The sequence below is a fragment of the Lentzea sp. genome (assembly GCF_035525475.1).
Lineage (GTDB): Bacteria > Actinomycetota > Actinomycetes > Mycobacteriales > Pseudonocardiaceae > Lentzea.
The window spans coordinates 46,489-63,862 of record NZ_DATLEC010000147.1; the positions used below are offsets into that span (position 1 = coordinate 46,489).

At 70.6% G+C, this 17,374-nt stretch carries 17 protein-coding genes; 8 read left to right on the top strand and 9 right to left on the bottom strand.

From position 1 onward, the window contains the following. The first annotated feature begins 132 nt into the window (after positions 1 to 132). On the top strand, positions 133 to 612 hold the full coding sequence (locus VM306_RS24300; RefSeq protein WP_325518955.1) for a DUF4262 domain-containing protein: 480 nt from the start codon (positions 133 to 135) through the stop codon (positions 610 to 612). 3 nt (positions 613 to 615) lie between these two features. Here the strand turns inward: VM306_RS24300 and VM306_RS24305 are convergent, their stop codons facing one another. Then, positions 616 to 1,581, bottom strand: a complete 966-nt coding sequence (locus tag VM306_RS24305) for a helix-turn-helix transcriptional regulator (RefSeq protein WP_414672441.1) — start codon at positions 1,579 to 1,581, stop codon at positions 616 to 618. Positions 1,582 to 1,719: 138 nt separating this feature from the next. On the opposite strand from VM306_RS24305, the gene VM306_RS24310 reads away from it, so the two are divergent. Continuing rightward, complete coding sequence (locus VM306_RS24310; RefSeq protein WP_325518959.1) at positions 1,720 to 2,193, top strand: VOC family protein; 474 nt, start codon at positions 1,720 to 1,722, stop codon at positions 2,191 to 2,193. Here VM306_RS24310 and VM306_RS24315 read toward each other — a convergent pair. From VM306_RS24315 to VM306_RS24330, 4 genes are all read right to left on the bottom strand, one after another. Continuing rightward, entirely contained in the window at positions 2,177 to 3,553 is a 1,377-nt protein-coding gene (locus VM306_RS24315) for an FAD-dependent oxidoreductase (protein WP_325518961.1), read from the bottom strand. The genes VM306_RS24310 and VM306_RS24315 overlap by 17 nt on opposite strands. Further along, positions 3,554 to 4,768 (bottom strand): MAB_1171c family putative transporter, encoded by a 1,215-nt coding sequence (locus VM306_RS24320; RefSeq protein ID WP_325518963.1) that lies wholly within the window; start codon positions 4,766 to 4,768, stop codon positions 3,554 to 3,556. Then, complete coding sequence (locus tag VM306_RS24325; protein ID WP_325518966.1) at positions 4,755 to 5,312, bottom strand: hypothetical protein; 558 nt, start codon at positions 5,310 to 5,312, stop codon at positions 4,755 to 4,757. Before VM306_RS24325 ends, VM306_RS24320 begins: the two co-directional genes overlap by 14 nt. A gap of 64 nt (positions 5,313 to 5,376) precedes the next feature. Continuing rightward, complete coding sequence (locus VM306_RS24330) at positions 5,377 to 6,084, bottom strand: hypothetical protein (protein ID WP_325518968.1); 708 nt, start codon at positions 6,082 to 6,084, stop codon at positions 5,377 to 5,379. Between the two features lie 243 nt (positions 6,085 to 6,327). On the opposite strand from VM306_RS24330, the gene VM306_RS24335 reads away from it, so the two are divergent. Beyond that, on the top strand, positions 6,328 to 7,230 hold the full coding sequence (locus VM306_RS24335; protein ID WP_325518970.1) for a GGDEF domain-containing protein: 903 nt from the start codon (positions 6,328 to 6,330) through the stop codon (positions 7,228 to 7,230). Here the strand turns inward: VM306_RS24335 and VM306_RS24340 are convergent. Continuing rightward, positions 7,227 to 7,844 (bottom strand): DsbA family protein, encoded by a 618-nt coding sequence (locus VM306_RS24340; protein ID WP_325518972.1) that lies wholly within the window; start codon positions 7,842 to 7,844, stop codon positions 7,227 to 7,229. The two genes, VM306_RS24335 and VM306_RS24340, sit on opposite strands and share 4 nt — an antisense overlap. A gap of 21 nt (positions 7,845 to 7,865) precedes the next feature. Next, positions 7,866 to 9,119 (bottom strand): DUF2252 domain-containing protein, encoded by a 1,254-nt coding sequence (locus VM306_RS24345; RefSeq protein WP_325518988.1) that lies wholly within the window; start codon positions 9,117 to 9,119, stop codon positions 7,866 to 7,868. Positions 9,120 to 9,803: 684 nt separating this feature from the next. Between VM306_RS24345 and VM306_RS24350 the strand changes: the two genes are divergently transcribed. Both VM306_RS24350 and VM306_RS24355 read left to right on the top strand, forming a co-directional pair. Further along, complete coding sequence (locus VM306_RS24350; RefSeq protein WP_325518974.1) at positions 9,804 to 10,169, top strand: hypothetical protein; 366 nt, start codon at positions 9,804 to 9,806, stop codon at positions 10,167 to 10,169. 10 nt (positions 10,170 to 10,179) lie between these two features. Next, positions 10,180 to 10,326, top strand: a complete 147-nt coding sequence (locus VM306_RS24355) for a hypothetical protein (protein WP_325518976.1) — start codon at positions 10,180 to 10,182, stop codon at positions 10,324 to 10,326. 76 nt (positions 10,327 to 10,402) lie between these two features. Here VM306_RS24355 and VM306_RS24360 read toward each other — a convergent pair whose 3' ends face one another. Next, positions 10,403 to 12,421 carry an ArnT family glycosyltransferase gene (locus tag VM306_RS24360; protein ID WP_325518978.1) on the bottom strand — a complete coding sequence of 673 codons (2,019 nt, stop codon included), beginning with the start codon at positions 12,419 to 12,421 and terminating at the stop codon, positions 10,403 to 10,405. Continuing rightward, positions 12,418 to 13,626 carry a bifunctional glycosyltransferase family 2/GtrA family protein gene (locus VM306_RS24365; RefSeq protein WP_325518990.1) on the bottom strand — a complete coding sequence of 403 codons (1,209 nt, stop codon included), beginning with the start codon at positions 13,624 to 13,626 and terminating at the stop codon, positions 12,418 to 12,420. Before VM306_RS24365 ends, VM306_RS24360 begins: the two co-directional genes overlap by 4 nt. Positions 13,627 to 13,786: 160 nt before the next feature. Between VM306_RS24365 and VM306_RS24370 the strand changes: the two genes are divergently transcribed. The 3 genes from VM306_RS24370 to VM306_RS24380 form a co-directional block, all read left to right on the top strand. Next, on the top strand, positions 13,787 to 14,452 hold the full coding sequence (locus tag VM306_RS24370; RefSeq protein WP_325518980.1) for a response regulator transcription factor: 666 nt from the start codon (positions 13,787 to 13,789) through the stop codon (positions 14,450 to 14,452). Then, positions 14,449 to 15,795, top strand: a complete 1,347-nt coding sequence (locus VM306_RS24375; protein ID WP_325518982.1) for a HAMP domain-containing sensor histidine kinase — start codon at positions 14,449 to 14,451, stop codon at positions 15,793 to 15,795. The genes VM306_RS24370 and VM306_RS24375 overlap by 4 nt, the downstream gene beginning before the upstream one ends. Positions 15,796 to 15,848: 53 nt before the next feature. After that, positions 15,849 to 17,374, top strand: a 1,526-nt coding sequence (locus tag VM306_RS24380; RefSeq protein WP_325518984.1) for a M6 family metalloprotease domain-containing protein, incomplete at its 3' end; no start/stop codon positions are given.

Genomic DNA, 17,374 nt, shown 5'->3' on the forward strand with positions numbered 1-17,374 from the left:
CCTCCGTGCGTCGCAGGGTAACGATCCAGACGGCCCACAGATCGTTTGTCACCTTTCTGTCCATGAACTGCCCAAACGATCTTGTCGGTCCTCCTCGCCACACTGGAACCACACCGATCAGAGGAGACCGCCATGTGCTGGGACTGCGACCACCCCGCCGGCCGGATGGAAGACCACCTGGCCACCCTGCGCCGCTGCATCGACGCGCGCGGCTGGGCCGTGCAAGCCCTGGACCGGGACCGAGCGCACCCGCCATGGGCCTACACCGTCGGCCTCACCCTGCTGGGCCTGCCGGAGCTGGTGGTGACGGGCCTGCCGGTCCTGGAAGGGGGCCGCCTGCTGGACGCCGTGGCCGAACACCTGACGCACACGTGCCTCCCCTCGCCGGGCCGGCGGTTCTCGCTCCCCGGCGGCCCGCTGCTGGAGGTCGTGGAGGTGGCACGGCCGTGGGCCCACCTGCTGGTGTCCGCGCGGTTGTTCGGGGAGGGCATCGCGGCGCTGCAGCTCGTGCACCCGGACTCGGGCGGGCGCTGGCCCTGGGACAGCGAGTACGCGGGCGTGCCGGGCGGTCAGCCGGTGCTGGGGGTGCGGGCGAGACCGCCGGGAGGCTGACTCTCAGGCTTCCCGTCCCACCGAGCGGCTGATCCGTTCCCCGAGCTCCCGCAGGTGCCCCACCAGTTCCGCCGGCCCGTGCACGGCGAACTCGCACCCCAGCGAGGTCAGCCGGAACGCGAGGTACTCGACCGTGTCCTCGGCGCTGTGCCAGGTGCACGAGCCGTCGTCGACCGCGGTCAGCTCACCGGCGAAGTCCGCCAGCCGGGCCCGCGCCAGCTCCACGGGTAGCCGCAGCGTGGCGTGAGCCCGATAGGTCGGAGCCGAGGAGTACATCGTCTCCGTCACGTACGAGATCGCGTCCCCGCCAGGCGGCACCCGTGGTGCGAACCGGACCCCGGTGGCCAGCGAGGACGAGATCCGGTCCACCCGGAAGGTCCGCCAGCCGTCCCGCTCGACGTCGAACGCGAGGAGGTACCAGCGCCGGTCCAGCGCTACCAACCGAACAGGCTCGACGTGGCGCTTCGACACCACGTTCTCCTGCGCCACGTAAGCGAACCGCACGCGTGACCGGGCCTCCACCGCGCCCGCGATCACGCTCAGCTGGCCGGGGTCGACGAGCGAGGCGGACGACGACGCGGCCGAAGTGGTGGCCGCCGTCAGAGACGCCACCCGCCGTGCCAGCCGGGACGGCAGCACCTGCTGCAGCTTCGCCAAGGCGCGCAGGGACGACTCGGCGATGCCCGCCACCGGTTGACGGGCGGCGGTGCGCAGGCCGACCGCGATGGCGACGGCTTCCTCGTCGTCCAGCAGCAGCGGGGGTATCGCCGCGCCCGCGACGAGCCGGTACCCGCCGAGCACGCCCATCGTGGCCTCGACCGGGTAGCCGAGGTCGCGCAGGCGGTCCACGTCGCGGCGCACCGTGCGCGGCGTGACCTCCAGGCGGCGCGCCAGCTCGCTGCCGGGCCACTCGCGCGGCGTCTGCAGCAACGACAACAGGCGCAACAACCGAGCCGCGTCACTCACCAGCACAACTTAGGGCCTGGGTCGAAGTCCGTGTTCGCGATAGCCGGGCCTGACTTCGACACAGGCCCCAAGCGAGAAGTAGGACCGAAACGGTCCTATCTCAGCCATACGGTCGCCCCACCACCGAACAAGGGGAGACCGATGGACGTCGTGCCCGAGGGCTACCACACCGTCACGCCGTGGCTGATCACGCAGGGCCACACGGCCGAGCTGATCGACTTCATCAAGAACGTCTTCGACGCGGAAGAGCTCGGACGCGTGGGCGAGCCACCGAACATCGGCCACGCCGAGGTCCGCATCGGCGACTCGGTGGTGATGTTGTTCGACGTGCCCGCCTGGCCGCCCACCCCGGCGTTCCTGCGCCTCTACGTCGCCGACGACGCGGCGATGCTCGGCAAGGCGGCGCAGAACGGCGCCACCGTCGTCACCGAGCCGACCGAGATGTTCTGGGGCGACCGGGTCAGCCGGTTCGCCGACCCGTTCGGCAACCTGTGGTGGCTCCACCAGCGCGTCGCAGAGCCCACCGCGGAGGAGCTGGACGCGAGGATGCAGGACCCGGTGTTCGAGCAGGCCATGAAGTACGTGCAGAGCCCGGACTTCACTCCGCGGAGGTGACCCGGTCGCGCTCGTCGGCGGTCAGCGTGGGCTCGGGCGACACCGAACGCCGGGGCCCGCGCAAGGTCGCCCACACCATGCGAGGACTCAGCAGGTTCGCCATCGGCGCGGACAACGTGAAGGCGTCCAGGAACGCCCGCGTGACGGCGGCTTCCGTCGTCGCCGTGCGCACCAGACGGTCCACATAGCGCTGCAACACCCGCCCCGCCAGCGGCAGCGGCTTGCCGACCGCGCCAGGGTAGAGGATGTCCTGGTTGGTCGCCATCGCCCACGCGCCGTCGACCACCTTGCCGATGCCGCGCTGGATCCGCGCGGCGCCGTACCCGGCCGCGAGGCCCGCGTCCAGCACCTGCGCGCTCTGCGCCGCGATCGACATCCCGTGCCCGTAGACGGGGTTGTAGGTGGCCACGGAGTCACCCAGCGCCAGCAGTCCGGCGGGCCACGGCTTCAGGCGCTCGAAGAAGTTCCGCCGGTTCGCCGTGCTGTGCGACCCGTACACCGGCGACAGCGCCTCTGCCGTTTCGATCAGCTCGCCCACCACGGGGTTGCGCACCGACCGCGCGAACGACACGAACTCCGACTCGTCGGTCGAGGGCTCACCGCCACGCGTCCCGGACAGCGTGACGAGCCACCGCCCGTCCTCGATGGGCAGCAACGTCGCCGTGCACCCCGGATGCGGGTCGCGCGGGTTCGCCTGCACGTTGACGATCGGGAAGGCGGCGGAAGCCGACGAAGGGGCACGGAAAATCCTTGTGGCGTAAGCAAGTCCGGAGTCGACCGACTCGGACCGCACGGCGGGCAGCCCGAAATCGGCCAGCCACGAGGGCAGCCGAGAGCCCCGCCCGGTCGCGTCCACGACCAGGTCCGCCTCCAGCGAGGTCCGCTCCTGCGAGATCCGGTCCTCGACCACCACACCGGACACCGCGTGCCGGTCGCCGAGCAGCGACACCGGTTCGGTGCCGGTCAGGACGGAGATCTTGTCGTCCCGCAACGCCTGGCCGCGCACCACCCAGTCGAGCAGCGTGCGGCTGCACGAGACGATGAACTGCATCTCGGGGAACCGCGGCACCCACCCCTGGGCGCTCAGCGACACCAGGTCGTTCGGCACGCCGATCCGGTGCGCGCCTGCGGCGAAGAGCGCGTCCAGCGTGCCGGGCAGCAGCGACTCGATCGCCCGCGCGCCACCGGACATCAGCAGGTGAGCGTGCCGGGCCTGGGGCACGCCGGACCGGGGCGTCGGCCCGTCCGGCAGCTTGTCGCGCTCCACCACGGTGACCTCGTCGAAGTGCCGGACGAGAACGGACGCCGTGAGCATGCCCGCGAGCCCTCCGCCGAGCACGACGGCGTGTGTGGGTGCCATCTAGTCCATTCCCCCTGCTGCTTCCACCCGCGCCGCGTCGGCGACTGCGGCGTCGACGATCGGCGAGTGCTGGTACGCCCGTGAGATGCGCACCCACCTGTCGTGCTCGGCGTTGAGGTCCGTGCCGTCGACGATCTCCGCGGCGGGACGGCGCTTCGCGGGCTTGGAACGCCCGGACGTGCCCGCCGCCCGCAGCTGGGCCGCCTCGACGACGGCGGCCACCTCGTCCTTGGTCAGGGAGGCCTCGCGCGCCAGCGAGGTCGCCGCCTCGCCGATGGTCAGGTCGAAGTACGGCGTGAGCGCCCAGCGCCAGTCGTTGAGCTCGATGATCTGCCGGCGCACGCGGTGGTGCGGGTTGAGGAACTTGCCCGGCGCCACCAGCACGATCGCGGGGTTCACGTGCACGAGCGCGCGGTGCAACGGCCGCAACGCGAAGTACGTCCGCCAGCGCCGCAGCCACAGCGAGGGCGACGGGCGCTGCGGCCCGAAGGCCGGCAACGCCATCGCGATCACCAGCGGGATCATGCCCAGCGACGCCATCAGCGGCGCGGCCGTGCTCAGCACGTCGAACCGGTGCTCGCCCGCCCAGTTCAGCAGCAGCACGACCAGCTTGATGACCGCGAACGCCACCGGGAAGAGTCCCGTGGCGCAGTACCAGAGCAGGCCGCGCGCGAGCCACGGCCGGGCGGAGATCGCCTCGTCCCGCGCGCCCTGCCGGCAGTGGTAGGCCTGACCGCCGCAGCCGACCGCGGTGGCGACGAGGTAGATGAACAGGAAGACCGCGATCGTCGGCTGCCCCGCGTAGTACGTGTCGAAGTCGACCTGGCGCTCTTCGGCGATGTCGGAGCTGAAGAACAGCACGGCCATCGCCGCGACGACCGTCGTGTAGCTGACGAGGATCAGCCGGACCCGTTGCCACGCCTGGACCGCCGGGTAGCGCCAGTACAGCACCAGCGCGAACGCGGCTCCGGCGAAGCAGACCACCATGCTGTAGACGAGCAGCGCCGCGAAGTTCGGCACGCCGCTGGTCGAGTTGATCCACGTGATGTTCGCGGGCGCGGCGAAGAGCACGGCGAACGCGCCGAAGAACACGGTGGAGATCAGCGCCACGACACGGGGGTTGCCCCAGCTCGACCGCAGGGCGCGGATCTTGTACGCGAGGAGGAGCAGACCGACGACACCGCACGAGAGGTAGATCAGGTTAAAGATCGCCACGACGCACCCAGCGAGATCTTCCTTCGAGCGACTCCGCCACCCGCCGGACGTGCGCGGGTTCCTCGGTCGTCGCGGTGTCGGACCACACCCGGTGCTCGGTGAGGCGCTCCAGCAGGTGGTCGGCGAGGTTCTCCGCCTCGCGCTCCTCGTCCTCGGTGAGCGTCGTCCGCCCGGCGATGATCTGCGCCATCCTGGGCAGCAGGTGCGGCGCGAGCTTGCGCATGCCCTCGCTGCGGCCCAGCGCGACGGGCTGGTGCTCGAGCAGCACGTGCGCGAACTCGTGCAGCAGCACGTGCAGCCGGTGGTACCAGGACGGCGAGTCCGCGCAGATGACGAGGTACGTGCCGTTCTCGAGCAACGCCGTCGCGCCGCTGAGGCAGATCGCGTTGCTGATGGCGGCGAAGCGGACGTCGACGGGACGTCCCAGGCGTTCGCTCAACAGCTCGCAGACCCGGCGGCTCGCGTCGCGGTGCGTGGCGTCGGGCGGCAGGTCGAGGTCGCGGGCGACCTCGTCGACCAGCTTGCGCAGTTTCCTGCGGTTCACCCGTCGCCTCCTCTCGATGTCGTCAGCAGCGGTCCAGGCAGAGATCTTCACGCCGGCGTCGTCATCAGGTGTGGTCCGGAGACGGACGGCGGCCGTTCAACGGGAACGACCACCCTTCACCGACCTCGAGCGCCTGTCTGAACCCTTCTACCGCAGCAGCCCTGGCCTGAGGGGACAGTTCGCCCGTGCGTTCGGCCAGCCGGGTGACGAACTCGACCACACCGAGCTCGCGCAGGGCCAGGAAGTCCGTGAGCTCCGAGTCGACCCGCGCCGCGAGGTCGTCGTCGAAGAAGTACGCCGGGTCGGCGCCGAAGTGGTCGGCCAGACCCAGGATGTGCTTGAGGCGCGGGTTGTCGCTCGCCGAGCTGAGCAGCTCGCGGATGTAGCTCGCGGAGATGCTGCCGAACTGGCCGGACGAGCTGATCGACGTCGCGACCTCCTCCGGCGACCACGGCCCGCGGTCGGGCGGGTGCACCGCCTCGAAGAGCGTCGTCAACGCGGTCGCCCGCCAGCCGGGCCGTTCAGCGGGGTGCAGCTCGCCGCGACCGCCGAGGAACACCGCCGGGTGCACGCCGAGCGCGCCCGCGAGGTCGACGATGGCCTGGCACGTCGGGTTGTCCTTCACGCCGAGCCGCAGCTGCGAGATGTAGCCGTGCCCGATGTCCCCGCCCCGTGCCTTGACCGCGGCGGCGAGCGCTACGTTGGTCACCTTGCCCCGGCCGTCGGGCGGGTTGGTGCACAGGTCGTTGAGGACTTCGGCGAACGGCCTCACGCCACACCTCCGCGGGAACGTCTCGCTGGCCAGCGATCATTCCACTGTTGTGGAATCAAGAAAGCATATGGCATCACGGGGGTTGAATCCACCAGTGCGTAGCCCTATGATCACACTCCGCCGCTTGCACTGATGTGTCGCGTTTGATCCGAACGACGTCACTTCAGTTGAAAGGGGCAGATCGGGCCGGTCCGGAGCTGAAGTCTGGGGGGACTCATGGCGACTGGGCGGATGGGACTGCCGGTGGATCACGGTTCCCTGCACCTGCACGACGAGAGCACGCCATCGCGGTGTGGTGCGTGCGCGCAGCCAGTCGGCGCGTGGGCCACCGACCGCCTGACGGGCCTGCTGGGCCGCTGGGGCTGGGACGACCAGGCGCCCGCCGTGTACCGCCGCGCTCAGCGCCGCTGGGAACAGGTCGCGCTGCTCATGGTCGACCTCGACCGCTTCAAGAAGATCAACGACGAGTACGGCCACCCCGCCGGCGACGTGGTGCTGACCGACGTCGCCAACGTCCTGGCCGCCTGCACGCGCCCGACGGACCTGGTGTGCCGCTACGGCGGCGACGAGTTCCTCGTGCTGCTGCCCGACACCACCGGAACCGACGCGGCCGTTGCCGCGGAACGGATCCTGCGCGGCATCCGCGCGTTGCGGACGGAGGTGACCACGAACGACGGCCACCACGTCACCCTGCACGACCAGACCGCGTCCATCGGCGTCGCGTCCCACGTCCCCGGACCGGAGGACTCGCTGATCGACCTGGTCCGCGACACCGACGCCGCCCTGCAACGGGCGAAGCGCACCGGCCGCGCCCGCGTCCAGCTGCACGACCCGCGTGCCGTCACGGCCGAGCGCAAGACCGACACCGCCGCACTGCACCACCTGGTCGCGTTGCAGGACCTGATGAGCAGCGACCAGCTGCCCCAGGTCATGGTCGCCCTGACCGACGGCCCCAAACCGATGGAGGACCTGGTCTCCGCCCTCGGCCCGCGCGTGATCCTGACCCTGGAACGCCTGCAGGACAACGGCTTCGTGATCCGCCGCGCCGCCCGCTACGAACTGACCGCCGCCGCACGCGAGTGGATCACCGACGTGCTGCCCGCCGTGGCGGCGTGGACGAACCGCCACCACGGCGTCATCCGCTAGACCAACGAAGCCAGTCGTTGCTCGACTTCGTCAGCACTGGCGTGCCCGCGCGCGATCGCGTACATCTCCGGCCCGCGCACCGCGATCAACGTCGGAAACCCGTTCACACCAAGCCGTGCAGCGAACGCGAAGTCCTCATCGGGCACAGCGCTCTCGAACGCCGCCACGACAGCGTCGCCGTCGAGCCCGAACTCCCGAGCGATCACCCGGTACGTCTCCGGATCGGACAGGCTCCTGCCGTCGTGGAAGAACGCCTTCTGCACCGCGATGGCCAGCTCGACCGCCCGCTCCGGCGCGGCCTCGCGCAACGCGATGAGCCCCCGCGCCGCCGCCTCGGAGTCCATCACGAACGTCCCCTCGTCGAGCACGGCGTTGAAGGCCTCGCCGAACCGCGCCCCGGTCCGCGCCGTGACCTGCACGTTGGCGTCCTTGATGAACCCGAACTCGCGGATCGGCACCCGCCGCTCACCGGTGAACAGCCCGCCGGAGACCACCTGGACCGGAATGTCGGGGTGGCGGGCCGTCACCGCCTCCAGGGTGCCGGAGAAGGCGTGCGACCAGCCGCAGTAGGCGTCGAAGACGTAGAGGAGCTTCACGACCAGTACAAAGTCCACGACCCGCGAGACATTCCCGGCTCACGCCGTCGCGTCGACCCCCTTGATCCGCCCCTCCCGGAACGCGTCCACGAACAGCCGGTGGTCCTCCCGGGTCTGCCGCGCGTACCCCAGCGCGAAGGAGACGACCGACTCGGTGAACTCCTCCTCGCGGTCCCCGATCGCCGCCGAGATGGCCTCCTCGCACTGGAAGTCCACGAGCGTCTGCGCGGAGTCCTCGTCGGCCACGCAGTGCATCTTCGCGGTGGCCCTGCCCAGGTAGCCGAGGACGGGCAGCATGTCCGCGGGTTCGGTCAGGTCGGACCAGTCGAGGTCGGCCTCGTACGGCGAGAGCTCGGCGACCACGTAGCCGACGCCGTCGATCTGCGTGTTGCCCAGCCACGGGTCTGCGTGCGCCTGCAGTGCACGTTGGGAGACGGCTGTGCGGTGGCCGTGGTCCGTGAAGTACTCGCGGATGCGTTCGTCGTGGACGATTCGGCTGGGCGAGGCCACGTTCGCCTGTTTCATGGACAGCACGACGTCGTTCTCCAGCGCCTGCGTGCGGCCCTCTACGAGGATGTTGTAGGCGTGCAGGCCGGCTGAGCCGATGCCGAAACCGCTGCGGCCCACCACGTCCTTGATGGCGTAGGTCAGGCTGCTGGCCCGCTTGCCGGTCGGGATGGTGTCCAGGTAGGACACGAACGCCTGCTCGACGGCGGCGCGCTCGTCCGGTTCCAGCTCGTGGATGCCATCGCGGTCGCGGCGGAAGCGGCGTTCGTAGTCGACGATGACCGTTTTCTCGTTCAGCAGGCCGATGCGCGTTTCCAGCCGGGCTCGTTGCAGCACGCGGTGAAGGGCGCCCTCGGTGCTGTCCAGGCGCAGGCTGAACAGCTCGTCGGCGGGGTGCTCCGCGAACGAGCGGACCTGGGTGACGTAGGCCGTGACGTAGGTGCGGATCAGGTCGGTGATCACGCTGTCCGGCAACGCCTTGCGCCAGCCGAGCAGGGCCATGGACGCGGCGAACCGGCGGACGTCCCACGTGAACGAACCGAGGTAGGCCTCGTCGAAGTCGTTGACGTCGAACACGAGCGTGCCCTCGGAGTCCATGTAGGTGCCGAAGTTCTGCGCGTGCAGGTCGCCCTGGATCCAGATGCGACCGGTGCGGTCGTCGGCCCATTCATCGGGCAATTCGGCCATGTCGGCGTAAAAGAGGCATGCGCTGCCGCGGTAGAACGCGAACGGTTCGGCCGCCATCTTGCGGAACTTGTGCCGGAACGCGGCGGGGTCGGCCGCCATCAGCCCCGAGAACGCGTCCTCGAGCACACTCACAATGCGGTCGCCGCGATCGGTCACGGTGCCCCTCCTTCTCCAGACGCAGATCTCAGCACGAGCATGCGCGCTGTCAGTGGTGCGCGTGCATATTTCGCCGTCAGTTCGGCGCGAGTTGATCGCATAACGCAACAAACCGGGCAGGAGGCGCATTGGAGGGTCTACGAGAAGACTGATCCGTGGGGAAACAGTGCTCAGCAGACCTGTCAGGCGCCCCCTGCTCAGATTCGGCGCGGTGACCACAGCCGCGGCGCTCGCGTTCGGCGGTGCGGCTGCCCTGGCCGAGGAGCCCGACCCGCCGGGGACGCCCGTGTCCACATCGGCATCGCCACCGCCGCCGGAGACAACGCCGCCGGAGACCACGACGCGGTCAGCGACGCGGGCGGCCGGTTCGGCTTCACGACGTGGTGCCGCAGGACGCGCTCGCCGCCGGCGAGGTGCTCGCGGCCTGCAGGTTCGGGCCGCAGGTCCTGCACGGCGACGGTCACGCCGAGGCTTCGGCCAGGGCCGCCGTCCCGGTGGGTTCGGCTCGGTGGCGGGACGGCTCTGGTACGACGGGAACGGCAACTACGGGGGCGACGAGGACGAGGGCGTCGCCGGCACGCGGGTCGTGTTCCACGACCGGCACACCGGCGCTGTCGTGGCGAGGCCGTGTCGGACTCGACGGGGAAGCTGCGGTTCGACCGCGTGCCCGCCGGTTCGCACCGGGCGCACGTGGAGGGGCCCTGGACCTACCGCAGCCCGGTCGAACGCGACGTCACGGTCACCGCGAACCGCGAGGCGCAACTCGCGATCTTCCTCGAACCGAAGGTGGAGGAGTCGTGGCCACCCACCCCGGGTCCGCTTCCCGCCGGCCCCGGCGGTGCGGCACCGGAGCCGTCCGCCGGGGTCGTGCTGGCCAGGACGGGCGCGTCACTGCTCGGACTGGGGCTGTTCGGCGCGTTGCCGGCGGCGTTCGGGGCCGGTGCGCTGACAGCGAGCAGGAATCGAGAAGCCGGGAGCCGGAGCCGCGCCTAGCGTCGACGGCATGTGCTTCATGTTCGGTGCCAGCGAGGAACAGGTGCGTCGCGTGCTCGCCGAGCAGGCCGGGCACGACGAACCGGCCGTCGAAAAGGTGACGGCCGGCGCGGCCGAAGACTGGCCGCGCCGGTCCGTGCCGGCTCAGACGGTGTGATCACCACCCGGAGCCGCCGGCTCGAGTTCTGCAAGGCCAGCGCACAGCAGGCGTGGGCGCTCGTGCCCTGACCGGCTCACGCGCGGCACTCCAGCAGCGTTTGCGCCGATCCGCCACCGTAAGCGCTCGGGTCCACCGTGGAGCAGTGCTGCGAGATCCACTCCTGGCGGCCGTTGTCCTGGCGGCCGCCAGGTCCGCCCATCCGGTCACCGCCGCCCAGCACGAACTTGAGCTTGCCCTCGGTGACCCAAGTCTGCAGCTGGCCGACCGACGGCGCGTCGTCCGAGCCGGAGAACCCGCCCATGCCGATCACGACCTCGTCCGAGCCCATGATGTACGGCGAAGCCGCCTGGGACGACCCGGCGACCGCGAGAGTGATCTCCGCACCGCCGCCGTGCTCCTTGGCGTAACTGAGGATCCGCTTCTGCTCGTCGGTCAGCTCGGTCCTGTCGCCGCCGAACCCGCCGGGAGGCATCTGCCCGCGGGTCGGCCGGCCGTTCGAAGGCCGCGTTCCGTTGGGCGGTTGCTGACCGCCCCTGAAGATCTGGAAGCCACCCCCAGGAGTGTTCGGGCCCGCGGCGGGCATCACGCCGTTGGAACTGGCCGTGGCGGCGGTCGCCGTCGACCACACGGCAGGCGTCAGCAGCACCGCGACGACCGCGGCCACCAGCCCGGCCCTGCGCAGCCCGAGCAGCAGCACGACGATCGCCACCGCCGCGACGCCGAGCACCGCCCACCGCGTCCAGCCGTGGAACGACGTGTCCCGCGAGACCACCACGAACGCCCAGCCCGCCGTGACCGCCACGGACAACGGCAGCAGGAACCGCACGAAACTCCTGGCACGCCAGAACATCACCAGCCCGGCCGCGCTGATCGCCGCGACCGCGGGAGCGAGCATCGTCGTGTAGTAGGGGTGGAAGATGCCCTGCGCGAAGCTGAACACCGCCGCCGTGACGAGCAGCCAGCCGCCCCACATGAACCAGCCCGCGCGTTCCGCCGGATCGCCGGGCACCTTGCGACGCAAGCGCAGCACGCCCGCCACGGACACCGCGACCAGGACCAGCAGGCACAACGGCAGCAGCCACGAGATCTGCCCGCCGACCGACGCGTCGAACATGCGCAGGGCGCCCGGCTGACCACCGAACATCGAGCCGCCGGGCCCGCCGAACTCCATCGGTCCCTGACCGGTCGGTACCGCACCAGAAGGAAGTGCGCCGCCGTTCGGAGGCCCGCTGCCGCCACCCCGGTTGCCGCTCCCGCCGAACACCCTGCCGAGCCCGTTGTACCCGATGATCAGGTCCCACGCGCCACCGTCCGTGCTGCCGCCGATGTACGGCTTGGAACCCGGCCACCACGCGTGCAGCGCGACCCACCAGAACGACGAGGCGACCAGCACCGCACCGGCCGCCAGCAGGTCGAGCACCCGCCGCCTGACCGGCGCCGTCGTGCCCACCAGGTAGGCCAGGGCGAAGCCGGGCACCACGATCCACGCCTGCAGCATCTTGGTCAGGAACCCGCAGCCGATGAAGAAGGCGCACCACAGCAACCACTTCGTCCGCGGACGGCTCTCCGCGGCCTTGACCGAGCGCGTGAAGGCGTAGGCGGCGGCGACGAGCACCAGCACCAGCAACGTGTCGGGGTTGTTGTCGCGGTTGATCGCCACCGTGATCGGCGTGAGGGCGAAGATCAGCGCGGCGAGCAGCGCCACCTCCTCGTCCGCCCACAGCCGGACGGTGCGGTGCAGCAGGAACACCGCCGCGACGCCCTCGACCACCTGCGGCAGCAGCACTGCCCAGCCGTGGAAGCCGAAGATCCACACGGCGATCGCCTGCGGCCACAACGCCATCGGCGGCTTGTCGACCGTCACGACGCCGGCCGGGTCGAACGAGCCGAACAGGAAGTTGGTGAACGACGTCGACATCGACTTCGCGGCGGCCGAGTAGTACGAGTTGCCGACCTGTCCGGCACCGATCGCCCACGCGTAGAGCGCACCGGCGCCCACGCAGATCGCGACCAGGGTCCAGACGTGCCGGCGGGACTGCTGTGCTCCGGCTGGTTCTTCTGCCGGAGCAGCCACCTCAGCAGTGGCGGTCATGCGGGGTCCTTTCGTTCGGCGCGGCGGAACACCCAGCTCCGCAGCAGGAAGAAGCGCCCCACCGTGCCGAGGGCGGAGGAGCCCAGCAGCACCACCAGTTCCAGTGCGCGGGGCGGGTCGGGGGAGACCGCGTGCGACACGAGCAACGCGGCCGACGTGAACGCGTAGTAGAGGCCGAACACCACGAGACCCTGGAGGTGCGTCTTGCCCCGGGCGGTGTTGCGGGCCGTGAAGGTGAAGCGGCGGTTGGCCTCCGTGTTGAACAGAGTCGTGATCACCAGCGCCACGAGGTTGGCCACCAGCACCGGCCACCACAGCCGGAAAACGCCGTACAGAGCCAGGTTCGCGAGCGTCGAGATCACGCCGATCACCGCGAACGACAGCACCTGCCAGGAGAGCCCGCCCTCGCTGCGGCTCAGCACGGCGTCGGGGTGGATCGCCTTCGGTTCCGGCCGGCGCGGCAGGCCGCTGACCCGCGCGGTGCCGTTGGCCTTGGCCCGTGCCACCCGGATCAGCCCCTTGACGTCGTCGATGGCGGTGCCGACCACGTCGACCCGGCTGTCGACGTCCTCGATCCAGTCGACCGGCACCTCGTGCACGCGCAGGCCGTTGTGCTCGGCCAGGAGCAGGAGCTCGGTGTCGAAGAACCACGCCTCGTCGCGCGCCTGGCCGAGCAACGGCCTGACGACGTCGGTCCTGGCGGCCTTGAAGCCGCACTGGGCGTCGCTGAACTTCGCGCCGTGCGTGAGCCGGATCAACGCGTTGTAGGCACGCGAGACGATCTCCCGGCGCGGTCCGCGCACCGTGCGCGAGCCCGGCGCGAGCCGGGAACCGATCGCCAGGTCCGAGTGCCCGTTGAGCAGCGGCGCGACCAGCGGCAACAACCCGTCCAGGCCGGTGGAGAGGTCGACGTCCATGTAGACGACGACCGCGGCCTCGCTGGAGCCCCACGACTCGCGCAACGCGAGTCCGCGGCCCTTGCGGTCGAGGTGGTGCACGCGCACCCGTTCGTACTTCTTCTCCAGCTCTCGAGCGACTTCCAGGGTTCCGTCGGTGCTGGCGTTGTCGACGACGACGATCGACCAGTCGAACGGGAACTGCTCGCTCAGGAACTCGTGCAGCACCTCGACGCAGCCCGGCAGCGCGCGTTCCTCGTTGTAGACGGGGATCATGATGTCGACTGTTCCCGTGGCCTGCGCGGTCATCACCGCCATGAGTTCTCCGTTCCACTGTGGACACCTGAGTGACCGTTGTGCGACCGAGCGTGCTGACGCCGTCGTGAGAACGTCCTTGGCTTGCGCTGAGAGATTCGTGAGAGCGGCGATGCACAGCTGGCTCACAGCCTCCGGCTCTACCGTCGCCCTCATGAGGCTGCTCGTGGTGGACGACGACCCGGACGTGCGGGACAGTCTGCGGCGCAGTCTCGAGTTCGAGGGCTACGAGGTCACGACGGCCGCGGACGGCGCCGAGGCGCTGATGAGGCTCGGCGGCGCCGACCTGGCGATCCTCGACCTGATGATGCCCGTCCTCGACGGCTCGGAGGCGTGCCGCCGGTTGCGCGCGGCGGGGGAGCGCCTGCCCGTGCTGATGCTCACCGCCCGCGACGCGCTGGGCGACAGGGTCACCGGCCTGGACGCGGGCGCCGACGACTACCTGGTCAAACCGTTCGCGCTGGAGGAGTTGCTGGCCCGCGTCCGCGCGTTGCTCAAGCAGAACCGGAACCGCGCGACGCCGCGGCTGTTGCAGTTCGCCGACCTGCGGATGGACCCGGACGCCCGCGAGGTCGTGCGCGGGGACGAGCGGCTCGACCTGACGCCGACCGAGTTCGACCTGCTGGCGGTGTTCCTGGGCCACCCCGAGCGGTTGCTGACCAAGAAGCACCTCAAGCACGCCGTGTGGGGCCAGGACCAGGGCACGAACCTCCTCGACGTCTACATCGGCTACCTGCGCCGCAAGACCGAGGCGGGCGGCCGTCCCCGGTTGCTGCACACCGTGCGGGGCATGGGTTTCATCCTGCGCGAGTCGCCGTGACCCGCCCGGTCCTGTTGCGCAGCAAGCTCGCCCTGATCACCGCGTTCGTCGTGGCCGTCGCGATCGCCGGGATCAGCGTCGTCACCTGGCTCGCCACCGAGCACAACCTGCGCTCGCAGCTCGACAGGTCGTTGCAGGCGAGCCTTCCGCCGCGGATCGACAGGCCACCGCTGCCGGGGGAGCGGCGCGTCTTCCAGCTGCGGTGCGACGAGGGGCTGCCCAACGAGGGCCTGCAGCAGGTTCTGCAGGGCATCCAGACGCTCAGCCTCGACGGCCGCACCTGCGCGCCACCCGGTGTCGACCCCGTCGTGACCACCGCCGCGGACTTCGTGGCGACGCCGACGTTCCGCGACGGCGTGACGGTGTCGGGCACCGAGGCGCGCGTCCTGCTCCAGCCGCTCGGCACCGGCGAGGTCCTGATCCTCAGCCGCAGCCTCGCCGAGATCGACACCACGCTGGCCACGCTCGCCGGCGTCCTCACCGGGGTGTCGGTCCTCGGCGCGGTGGTGGTCGCCGCCGGTGGCCTGTGGCTGACGCGCCGCGCGCTGGCTCCGATGGAACGCCTCACCGAGACCGCGGAGCACATCGCCAGGACCGAGGACCTCACCACCCCGGTCACCGTCTCCGGCCGTGACGAGGTGGGCAGGCTCGGCCGTGCGTTCACGTCCATGACGGCGGCGTTGGCCGAGTCACGGCGCCGTCAGCGAGACCTCGTCAACGACGCCGCGCACGAGCTGCGCACCCCGTTGACCTCGTTGCGCACCAACATCGACCTGCTGGTCCGCAGCGAACGCACCGGTCGCCCGTTGCCCCAGCGCGGCGAGGTCCTCGATCGCCTGCAGGCCCAGAGCCAGGAGTTCGGCGACCTCGTCACCGAGCTCGTCGTGCTGGCCCGCGACGACCGCGAGCTGGCCCGGGACCCCGTCGACGTGCCCGCCGTGATCGACCGCGCCGTGAAGCGCGCCCGCAGCCGTGCCCACGACCACGTCTTCGACGTCGACCACTCCGACTGGTCGATCTCGGGCGACGCGGGCGCGTTGGAGCGCAGCGTGCTCAACCTGCTGGACAACGCCGTGAAGTTCTCCCCGGCGAGCTCCACCATCACCGTCCGCTCGCGGCCGGGCTGGCTCACCGTCAGCGACGAGGGCCCCGGACTCCCGTTCGAGCACAGGCAGTCGGCGTTCGAACGGTTCTGGCGCGCGCCGGACGCCCGCGGCCTGCCCGGATCCGGCCTGGGACTGGCGATCGTGGCGGACATCGTGGCGGTGCACGGCGGGACCGTTCGCTTCGTGCCTAGGCCGCGCGGCGCGTCCGTGTTCGTCCAGCTGCCCGAACTTCGTTGAGCAGCAGACGATCGACGGTGGTTCGAGGGGCCGCTCTGCACCACCGTGGTGGTATGCACCGCAGACACCGGCGCCCTGCCCTGCTGATCACCGCGTTCCTCTCGGTCGCGATGGTCACCGCCGGCAACTCCGCCGCAGCCCCCGAAGAGCCGTCGAACCACTGGCAGTACGACCACTGGCCCCAGCAGCAGCCGTGGCAGCAGTCGAGGGACTCCGCCCGCGTGCTCGCGCAGAACGGTCTCCCCGGCCCGATCGACCCGCAGAACTGGGTCAACCCCGACCACATGACGTGGGAGCGGGACTACAAGAAGATCCCCGGCACCAACTGGGCCGACCCGTCGGTCAAGGGCTCGGTGCGCAACTTCAAGGGCGCGCTCGTCCTGCTGGACTACCCGAACCAGCCGTTCGTCGTGACGCAGCCGGGGAACTCCACGGTGTTCGGCAACCCGAGCACCGAGGCGAGCAACGTCCCGCGCGCCCAGGTCGGGCAGTTCTACGAGGACTTCCTCAACGAGCCGGGTGCCCTGAACCGCGGCCACACCGTGCACGAGTACTGGATGGAGACCTCCGGCGGGCGCTACGGCGTCGAGCTGAAGGCGTTCGGCCCGTACACGATGCCGGGCAAGGACCACGAGTACGCCATGGAGTTCCAGGGCGGCACCGGATGTCCCGCCGGCGACAGCTGCAACCGCAACATCCGCACCGACGGCCGTGCGGCGTGGGTGGCCGACGTCGGCGCGGAGGTGCCGGCGGGCTACGACTTCGTCTACTACCTGTCGGCGGGCCAGGACGAGTCCGGCACCTGGCAGGAGTTCGGGATGATGAAGTTCCGCACCAGGGAGGACGTGACCGACGACTTCGGCCCGCCGGACCCGGCGCTGCCGAACTGGTCGGACACCCGCTACGTCGACTGGACCTCGTGGGCCGCGGGCTCGTCGATCTGGCCGAACGCGGGCGGCGGCTCGTCCACCCAGGCCGAGAGCTCCGGCCAGGGCGTGTACGCGCACGAGCTGAGCCACATCCTCGGCATCGGCGACAACTACAACAACCCATACGGCACCCCGCCGCGCCGCGACTACAACGGCATCTGGGACATGATGTCGCGCGGTTCGTTCAACGGTCCCGGCGGTCCGCATTCCCGTTGGGTCATCCCGGCGACGGCGGGTGCGTCGATGGGCGCGCAGCACATGCTCCGCAACAAGATCAAGCTCGGCATCGTCGACGAGCGCAACGTGCTGCGCCTGTCCAGGGAAGCGCTGCCCGGCTCCGGGCTGGTCATCGCACAGGTCACCGCCCGCACCGTCCAGACGGGTCCGACCGGGCTGGCGGGCGTCAACATCGCACTCGGCACCGGTGACCGGTCGCCCGCCTGCAACGTCGCGACCAACCCGTTCTGCGATGGCGGCGGGTACAACAACTACACGGTCGAGGTCGTGGACCGGATGGGGTCGGACTCGTTCACCCCGGACGCGGGCGTGCTGCTGGCCAAGACGAAGAACGCGGACAGCGCGCCGTTCGTGTGGGTGGCCGACGCCAACCCGCAGGACATCGGCATGACCGACTACGTCCTGCCGGACGG